We start from the raw sequence: 8,059 nt of genomic DNA on the forward strand, positions 1-8,059 counted from the left end.
ATGGGCTCGGCCCGGGGTGGACGGTGCTGGTCAGAGGCTGCGGGCGGTGATGTCGCCGTGGTTGGTGGTGGCGCGGATGTCGAGGTCGGTGGTGCCGTCGTTGCGCAGGGCATTGGTGATGCGACCGTGAGCGGTGCCGGCATCGAGGGAGGCGGAGGTGCGGGCGGCGGCGACGACGGTGATGTCGCCGGCCTCGCTGTGCAGGGTGAGGGTGCCGCACACGGCCTCGGCGATGCGGATATCGCCGCGGCTGGTGTCGATCCGGCCGGGGCCGGTGAGGCGGCCGATCTCGATGTCGCCGTCGACGGCGGCGAGGCGCACGCTCGCAGCCTCGTCGATCTTGATGTGGCGGTAGGCGCCCTGGAAGTCGACGTCGCCCAGGCGGCCGACGCCGCGCAGTTCGCAGGCGTCGGTGCGGGCCTCGATGCGGGAACCGGCGGGCAGCTGGATGGTGACTTCGATGGCGCCGGAGCCGAGGAGCGCGTTCTCGGCCTCGCCGGTGCGAATCCGCAGGACGCCGTCGGCGTGGGTGACGGTGGTCTGCTCGGCGGTCCGGACGTCGCGGCTCTTGGACGGAGTGGCGGGGCGGACCTCGACGACGGTGTCGGTCCGGTCGGCGGCTATGAGCTGCACCCGGCCGGCGGGGATGTCCAGGACGGCGGTGATCGGGGTGGTGGTGTCGAACTTCTGCATCGTGCTCTCCTCCTGCGTTTGTTTCCGACAACGGAAAAGCTACGTTGCGTTCACACATCGCGCAACAGAATCGTCGCAGAGAATTTGTATTACAGCAGGTGAGAGCGGTGAAATCGTTGCATCGGCGATGAATCGAATGCAATGGGCGGCCGCCTGATCGTTGCATTGACCTAAGACTGAACGCTATGCCGGGGCATCGGGAGCGGGAAACGGCGCAAGGACGGGGCCGCCGTCACCCTGCTGAACCCGGTCGGTGGCCGGCCGGGGACGCGCGGGGGTTGTCGCAGGCGGTGCTGAACGCGGAGGTGCCGTTCACGCCGCCGGTGCTGCTGCCGCCGGCCGGGGTGCTGCTGGTGGCGGCGGCAGCGTGCTGGCGGCGGGGGTGCGCGGCGCCCGGGTCACCGAAGGGGTGGTCGACGCGCCCTTCGCCCGGGTGTGGGCGGTGATGGGAGACCTGGAGGGCGAGTTCGGGCGCTTCCAGCACGACATGAGCACCGTACGGATAGTGCGCGCGGACGGCGAACGGCTGGTGGCGCCGGCGCGCAGCCGGTAGGGCCTGCGGGCCCGCTTCGACGGGGTGCTCCGGCCGGGCTGGTGCCGGCTGCAGAGCCGCTTCCTGGTCATCGGCATGGCCGCCACCCCGGACGGGCCCGGCCGCACCCGGGCGCGCCGCCATCCTCCCGCTCGGCACCCGCCGGGAGCCGCGGCCGGCGCTGGGGCGGCTGCGCGAGGGGGTGGGCGGCTAAACGGCGGACGCGCTCCGGACGGCGTCGAGCAGGCGGTGCAGGCGCACGGCCTCGGCGAAGTCGGGGACCGTCCGGGCGCCGGTGCGGATGTCCTCGGCGAGGGCCGCGTAGAGGCGCCCGACGTGGGTGGACTCGCCGTGGGGGTGCGGCGCGGGCAGGGGGACCTCGCGGAACGCGCCGCCCTCGCCGAGGAGGAGGCGCAGCTCTCCGATCTGGAGGCCGGCGGGGGCCTGGGGGCCGGCGGAGAGGAGGGCGAGGTCCCCCTCGGTGCCGGAGACCTCCACCCGGGTGCCCGGTTCCGTCGCCCGCCCGTCGTGGATGTGGGCGGAGAGGACGGCGCCGCCGGTGAGCACGGCGTTCACCAGCAGGTGGTCGGGGCTGGTGGCCTCGACCGTCTCGCCGGTCTCGGCGACGGTGACGGTGGGCGCCTGGAGGGAGAGCGAGGCCGAGAGGTGGTCGAGTTCGGCGCTTTCGGCGCCGAGCAGGTGCCGTACGGCGTCGAGGGTGTGGCCGCCGGCGACCTCGACGGTGCCCGCGCCGGTGGACCGGTCGAGGGTGTACGCGGCCCAGGCCTGGATCCGCCCGCCGGCGCCCTTGGGCCGGGTGGCGTGGACGGTGACGGAGGTGATCCGGCCCAGGCGCCCGGCCGCGATCAGCTCGCGGGCCCGCTCCACGGCCGGGGCGTAGCGCCCCTGGAGGCCGATGGCGTGGTGGACGCCGGCCGCCCGCGCCTCGTCGGCGAGGGCGACGGCCTCCTCGGTGGTGACGCCGAGCGGCCACTCGCAGTAGACGTGCTTGCCCGCCGCGAGGGCGGCGCCGACCAGGTCGAGGTGGGCGGGGACCTTGACCGTGACGACGACCAGGTCCACCTCGGGGTGCTCGGCGAGGCGTCGGGCGTCGGTGAACGCGTGCTCCGCGCCGAAGAGCGCGGCGGCGGCGCGGGCGCTCTCGGGGCGGCTGGTGCCGACGGCGGTGAGGCGATAGCCGGGCAGCGCGGCCAGGGCCGGGACGTGTGCCCGGGCGGCCCATCCCCGGTCGGGGCTCGCGCCGAGGATGCCCACGCGGATCTGCTGCTCTGCCATGCCAGGGCCCCCAAGTGGTCGGCGGACAAGGGCTGTCCGGTGGGGGAAAGGCCCCGGGCCGTACGGAAATTCCAGGGCTGACGGACCGTCGGCTCCGACGCCCGGGGCGGCTGTGGCCGATGGGGCTATCCGTTCGCTATCGGCGGGCAGTCGCCCGGGCTTCGGTGGTGGAGGACCGCTCGAAAGGGGCTCGATGGCGGCGAACGGTTGTGTGGTCACCACGAGGACGGCGCAGCAGCCGGGACTCGTGGGACGAAGCAGCGCGAAGCAATCTGAAGCAGCACGAAGCAGCACACACCACGGAGGAACCGACATGTTCGACACCACCAAGAAGCTCCGCAAGGTCGCCGGCGTCGTCGCGGGCACCGCCCTCGCCGGCGTGATCGGCCTCGGTGTCGTCGCCCCCACCGGCCTCACCGACGACACCCACTGGGGCGCCGGCGCCACCGACACCACCGTGACCAGCACCACCGGCGGCACCGGCGGCGGCCCGGTCAAGCCGGCCGACACCCACTGGGGCTGAGCCTCCGTCACACAGCAATCAGGCGACCTGGTGACCAGGCAACCAGGCGACCAGGCAACCGAACAGACGACCACGGGCGATCACGAGGGGGACCGGTGGAAGAGATCATCAGCACGATCCAGGCCGACACCGCCACCGCCGCGGACTTCGCGGCACTGAGGCTTCCCGAGTCGTACCGGGGCGCGGTGGTGCTCAAGGACGAGGCCGGGATGTTCGAGGGGATGGCCTCGCGGGACAAGGACCCGGGCAAGTCCCTGCGCGTCCAGGACGTCCCCACTCCCCCGCTCGGCCCCGGCGAGGCGATCGTCGCCGTGATGGCGAGCGCGGTGAACTACAACACCGTCTGGAGCGCCGTCTTCGAACCGGTGCCCACCTTCGGGTTCCTGGAGCGCTACGGCCGCACCCGGCCCGGCGCCGCGCACCACGACCGCCCGTACCACGTCGTCGGCTCCGACCTGGCCGGCGTGGTCCTGCGCACCGGCCCCGGGGTGACCCGCTGGCGGCCCGGTGACCGGGTCGTGGCGCACTGCCTCTGCGTCGAACTGGAGTCCGCGGACGGCCACGGCGACACCATGCTCGACCCCGAGCAGCGGATCTGGGGGTACGAGACCAACTACGGCGGCCTCGCCGAACTCGCCCTGGTCAAGGCCAACCAGCTGATGCCCAAGCCCGAGCACCTGACCTGGGAGGAGGCGGCCTGCTCCGGGCTCGTCAACTCCACCGCCTACCGGCAGCTGGTCTCCCGCAACGGCGCCGGCATGAAGCAGGGCGACGTGGTGCTGATCTGGGGCGCGGGCGGCGGCCTCGGCTCGTACGCCACCCAGCTCGCCCTCAACGGCGGCGCCATCCCCGTCTGCGTGGTCTCCGACGAGCGCAAGGCGGCCCTGGTGCGGTCCATGGGCGCCGAGCTCGTCATCGACCGGGCCCGGGAGGGCTACCGGTTCTGGAAGGACGAGCAGACGCCGGACCCGCGCGAGTGGAAGCGCCTGGGCGCCCGCATCCGCGAACTCACCGGCGGGGACGACCCGGACGTCGTGTTCGAGCACCCCGGCCGGGAGACCTTCGGCGCCAGCGTCTACGTGGCCCGGCGCGGCGGGACGATCGTCACCTGCGCCTCCACCTCCGGGTTCCAGCACCAGTTCGACAACCGGTACCTGTGGACCTCGCTCAAGCGGATCGTCGGCACCCACTTCGCCAACTACCGCGAGGCCTGGGAGGCCAACCGCCTCGTCGCCCGCGGCATGGTGCACCCGACGCTGTCCGTGACCCACCCGCTCGACGAGGTCGGCGAGGCCGCCCGCGCGGTGCACCGCAACCTGCACAGCGGCAAGGTCGGCGTGCTCGGCCTCGCCCCGCGCACCGGGCTCGGCGTGCGCGACCACGAGATGCGCGCGCGGCACCTGCCCGCCATCGACCGCTTCCGCACCACCTGACCCGGTTCCGAGGAGGAGACCCCGCATGACCACCGCCACCGAGGACTCCCTCTGGGCCCGGACGTACCACCCCGCCCCGGACGGGGGCGGCCAGCTGGTCTGCTTCCCGCACGCCGGCGGCTCGGCCAGCTTCTTCTACCCGCTCTCGGCCGAACTCGCGGACGTGGCCGAGGTGGTGGCCGTCCAGTACCCCGGCCGCCAGGACCGCCACGACGAGACCGCGCCCAGCGACATCGGCGTCCTCGCCGACCTCGTGTACGGGGCGCTGCGGCCCCGGCTGGCCGCCCGGCCCGTCACCCTCTTCGGGCACAGCATGGGCTCCGTCGTCGCCTTCGAGGTCGCCCGCCGGATGGAGGCGGACGGGCTGGAGCCGGTGCACCTGTTCGCCTCCGGCCGCGGCGGCCCGTCCGTGCCGCGCACCGGCACCGTCCACCTGCGCGACGACGCGGGCATCGTCGCCGAACTCCAGGGCCTCGCCGGGACGGACGCCGCGCTGCTCGCCGACGCGGACTTCCTGCGGATGGTCATGCCGGCCCTGCGCGCGGACTACACCGCGGTGGAGACGTACCGCTGCGGCCCGGACGCCGCCCTGCGCTGCCCGATCACCGCGCTCAACGGCGACACCGACCCCAAGGCACCGCACGAGGAGGTGCTGCTCTGGGGCCGGCACACGGGCGGAGGCTTCGCCACGCGGGACTTCCCGGGTGGGCACTTCTACCTCGTCGAGCAGGCCGCCGCGGTGACGGACGTCCTGCGGCAGCACCTGGTGACGGCCCGTACGTCTCAGCGCACACCGTAACCCCCGAGCCGGGGCGCCCCGTTCGATGCCCCCAGGGGCGCCCCTACATTCGTCACCGGTCCGGTCGCCAGCTGCGGCACGCGGGCGGGCGCGAGCGTGACCACCGTGGTCAGCAGCAGCCCGCCGCGTGCCAGCCAGCGGCCCGCGTAGTCCGCCCGCAGCCCCAACTCCCGCTCCAGCGGGGTGAGGAGGAGCCGCGCGCGGAAGGACCCCTCGGGGCCGAAGGTGACGTCCGCGTCGAAGAAGTCCAGGATGCGCCGGCCCTGCGGGAACCAGGCCTTGTAGACGCTCTCCTTCGCGCTGAACAGCAGCCGCCCCCAGTTCACCGGTTCGGCGGCGGCCCGCTCCAGGTCGAGCAGCCGGGCGTGCTCCTGCGGGGAGGCGATCGACTCCAACAGGTCCTCGGGCAACGGCAGATCGGGCTCCACGTCGATGCCCAGCGCCAGCACGTCCGCCGTCCTGGCCACCGCCGCCGCCCGGTAGTTCGTCGAATGGGTGATGCTGCCCAGCACCCCGGCCGGCCAGCGCGGCTCGCCCAGCGGGCCCGGCGGCACCGCCACCGGCGGCAGCCCCAGCCGGGCCAGCGCCCGGCGGGCACACAGCCGCGCCGTGGTGAACTCGCGCCGCCGGGACTCCACCGCCCGGGCGATCTGCGCCGCCTCCTCGGGGTAGAGCGGGCCCTCCAGGCTGTCGTTGAACGCCTCGGCCGAGGCCACCTCGGCCGGCAGGATGTCTTCTATCACGGCACCTCACACACCTTCATGGTTCGAGGAATCGAGAGGGATCGAGAGGGATCGAGAGGGATCGGGGCCGACGGAGAGCGGGCGGGGCCCCTGTTCGGGGAGCCCCGCCCGCCGTCCGATCCGCCCGTGTTCCGGCGCTCAGCCGGTCTTGCGGCGGAAGCTGCGCTTGCGGGCGGCCGGTCCGTGCAGGTCGCCGACCTTGCTGCGGCCGGCCTGCTGCGCCTCGCGGGCCTGGCCGGCGGCGCCCTTCTGGCCGAGCGCCTCCTGGAAGCGGCGGCGCAGGTCGTCCTGCGGGGCGGCAGCGGCGGTGAGCTCGGCGGACGTGTTCGCGGTCATGGGGACCTCCGTGGTGAGTGGGCGGAACAGCGGGTGGAAGGCGGACAGCGGGGCGATCGCGGGTCTGGAGGAGGTCATGAGCTGGTTCCTTCGGTCGGAGCGGGCGCCGGGCCCGGGAGGAGGCGGCTGAGCAGGGCGGTCAGCGCGAAGGCGGCGGCGTTGTACCAGAGCGTCGCGCCGGTGGCGGAGCAGAAGCGGTCGATCCGGGCGGGGTCGGCAGCGGCCTCGGCCCCCGCCCCCAGGTCGCCGGTCGCGGAGAGGAAGATCGCGCCGACCACCGCGACCCCGGCCGCCGAGCCGAACTGGGTGACGGCGTTGACGACCCCGGAGCCCGCCCCCGAGTCCTGCGGCGGCACCTCGCTGAGCACCGTCGAGGCCAGCACCGGCGAGCACAGGCCCATCCCGAAGCCGACCACCAGCTCCGCCCCGGCCACCTGCCACCAGGACAGGCCCGCCCCGGACGTACGGACCGCCGCCATCAGCAGCAGCGAGCCGGCCGCCATCACCGCCGCGCCCGCGCCGACGAACAGCCGGCCGCGCCGCATCCCGTGCCGCCAGGCGATCTGGAAGGTCACGGCGATGCCGACCGGCCAGGCCGCCGTCGCCAGCGCCGTGCGCAGCACCGACCAGCCCAGGCCGTACTGCAGGTGGTAGGTGAGGATCAGCGCCAGCGAGCCGATGCCGGTGAAGGCCAGCAGCGTCACCGCCAGGCCGACGGCGAAGCTGCGCCGGGCGAACAGCGGCGGCGGCACCAGGGCACCGGCGTCCCGGGCGTGGCGGCGGCGCTGCTGGAGGGCGAAGAGGGTCAGCAGGACGGGCGCCGCGAGGGCGCAGAGCAGCATCCAGGCCGGCCAGCCCTGCTCGCGGCCCTGCACCAGCGGGTACATCAGGGCGAACGCGGCCGCGGTGAGCAGCGCGACGCCGGGCAGGTCGAGCCGGGAGGGGCCGCCCTCCTGCCTGGTCTCCGGCAGCAGGCGGGCGGCGAGCACCGTGATCAGCGCGCCCAGCGGCACGTTGACCAGGAAGATCACCCGCCAGCCGAGGCCGAACAGGTCCAGCCCGGTGAGCAGCCCGCCGAGCAGCGGGCCGCCGACGCTGCCCAGGGTCAGCGCCGCGCCGAGCACGGCGAAGGCCACCGGCCACTCCTTGGGCCGGAACAGCGTGACGATCACCGACATCACCTGCGGCACCATCAGCGCCGCCGTCAGGCCCTGCACCAGCCGGGCGGCGACGAGGAGTTCGGCGTTCGGCGCGAAGCCGCAGACGGCCGAGGCGAGGGTGAACCCGGCCACCCCGGCGAGGAACACCCGCTTGCGGCCGTGGATGTCGCCGAGGCGGCCGCCGGTGATCAGCAGGAGCGAGAAGGCGAGGGCGTAACCGGCCAGCGTCCACTGGGCGGTGGCGAATCCGGTGCCCAGGTCGCGCTGCACGGCGGGCAGGACGACGGTGACGATGTTGACGTCGAGGCTGTCCAGGAAGGAGGCGCCGGTGACGACGGCGAGGAGCAGCCAGCGCAGCCTGAGCGGCGCGGAGGCCTCCTCCTCGGCTTCCTCGGGGGCGGGGGCGGGAGGTGCGGCGGCGGGCCGCACGGCCTCCTGCACGGTGGTGGTGGACACGAGGTGACCTCCGGGGTCGGGTGCGTACGGCGGGCGGCCCTTGCTCGGGGCCGCCCGCCGCAGGTGGGTCGGGGTGGGTCAGGGTGGG

The 8,059-nt window shown here is 74.3% G+C and carries 9 protein-coding genes; 4 read left to right on the top strand and 5 right to left on the bottom strand.

Annotated features, from left to right (window positions below; translation table 11 throughout):
* Positions 1-30: 30 nt before the first annotated feature.
* Positions 31-693 (bottom strand): DUF4097 family beta strand repeat-containing protein, encoded by a 663-nt coding sequence (locus ACIRRS_RS16510; RefSeq protein WP_402970849.1) that lies wholly within the window; start codon positions 691-693, stop codon positions 31-33.
* Positions 694-1,060: 367 nt separating this feature from the next.
* Between ACIRRS_RS16510 and ACIRRS_RS16515 the strand changes: the two genes are divergently transcribed.
* Positions 1,061-1,246, top strand: a complete 186-nt coding sequence (locus tag ACIRRS_RS16515; RefSeq protein WP_402970852.1) for a hypothetical protein — start codon at positions 1,061-1,063, stop codon at positions 1,244-1,246.
* Positions 1,247-1,435: 189 nt separating this feature from the next.
* On the opposite strand, the gene ACIRRS_RS16520 is transcribed toward ACIRRS_RS16515, so the two are convergent.
* Positions 1,436-2,521, bottom strand: coding sequence for a Gfo/Idh/MocA family protein (locus ACIRRS_RS16520; protein WP_402970855.1), 1,086 nt, complete (start codon positions 2,519-2,521; stop codon positions 1,436-1,438).
* Between the two features lie 313 nt (positions 2,522-2,834).
* Between ACIRRS_RS16520 and ACIRRS_RS16525 the strand changes: the two genes are divergently transcribed.
* The 3 genes from ACIRRS_RS16525 to ACIRRS_RS16535 all read left to right on the top strand — a co-directional run bounded on the left by ACIRRS_RS16525 (position 2,835) and on the right by ACIRRS_RS16535 (position 5,276).
* Entirely contained in the window at positions 2,835-3,044 is a 210-nt protein-coding gene (locus ACIRRS_RS16525) for a hypothetical protein (RefSeq protein WP_402970858.1), read from the top strand.
* A 95-nt stretch (positions 3,045-3,139) separates the two neighbouring features.
* Positions 3,140-4,477: a crotonyl-CoA carboxylase/reductase gene (gene ccrA / locus ACIRRS_RS16530; RefSeq protein ID WP_402970860.1), complete on the top strand. Its 1,338-nt coding sequence runs from the start codon at positions 3,140-3,142 to the stop codon at positions 4,475-4,477.
* Positions 4,478-4,502: 25 nt separating this feature from the next.
* Entirely contained in the window at positions 4,503-5,276 is a 774-nt protein-coding gene (locus ACIRRS_RS16535) for a thioesterase II family protein (RefSeq protein ID WP_402970863.1), read from the top strand.
* Here the strand turns inward: ACIRRS_RS16535 and ACIRRS_RS16540 are convergent.
* The 3 genes from ACIRRS_RS16540 to ACIRRS_RS16550 all read right to left on the bottom strand — a co-directional run bounded on the left by ACIRRS_RS16540 (position 5,261) and on the right by ACIRRS_RS16550 (position 7,971).
* Complete coding sequence (locus tag ACIRRS_RS16540) at positions 5,261-6,019, bottom strand: 4'-phosphopantetheinyl transferase (RefSeq protein WP_402970865.1); 759 nt, start codon at positions 6,017-6,019, stop codon at positions 5,261-5,263. The genes ACIRRS_RS16535 and ACIRRS_RS16540 overlap by 16 nt on opposite strands.
* A 138-nt stretch (positions 6,020-6,157) precedes the next feature.
* Positions 6,158-6,433 (bottom strand): DUF5302 domain-containing protein, encoded by a 276-nt coding sequence (locus tag ACIRRS_RS16545; protein ID WP_402970868.1) that lies wholly within the window; start codon positions 6,431-6,433, stop codon positions 6,158-6,160.
* On the bottom strand, positions 6,430-7,971 hold the full coding sequence (locus ACIRRS_RS16550) for an MFS transporter (RefSeq protein WP_402970870.1): 1,542 nt from the start codon (positions 7,969-7,971) through the stop codon (positions 6,430-6,432). Before ACIRRS_RS16550 ends, ACIRRS_RS16545 begins: the two co-directional genes overlap by 4 nt.
* Positions 7,972-8,059: the final 88 nt, after the last annotated feature.

Source organism: Kitasatospora sp. NPDC101183, from assembly GCF_044767945.1.
In the GTDB taxonomy this organism is placed as follows: domain Bacteria; phylum Actinomycetota; class Actinomycetes; order Streptomycetales; family Streptomycetaceae; genus Kitasatospora.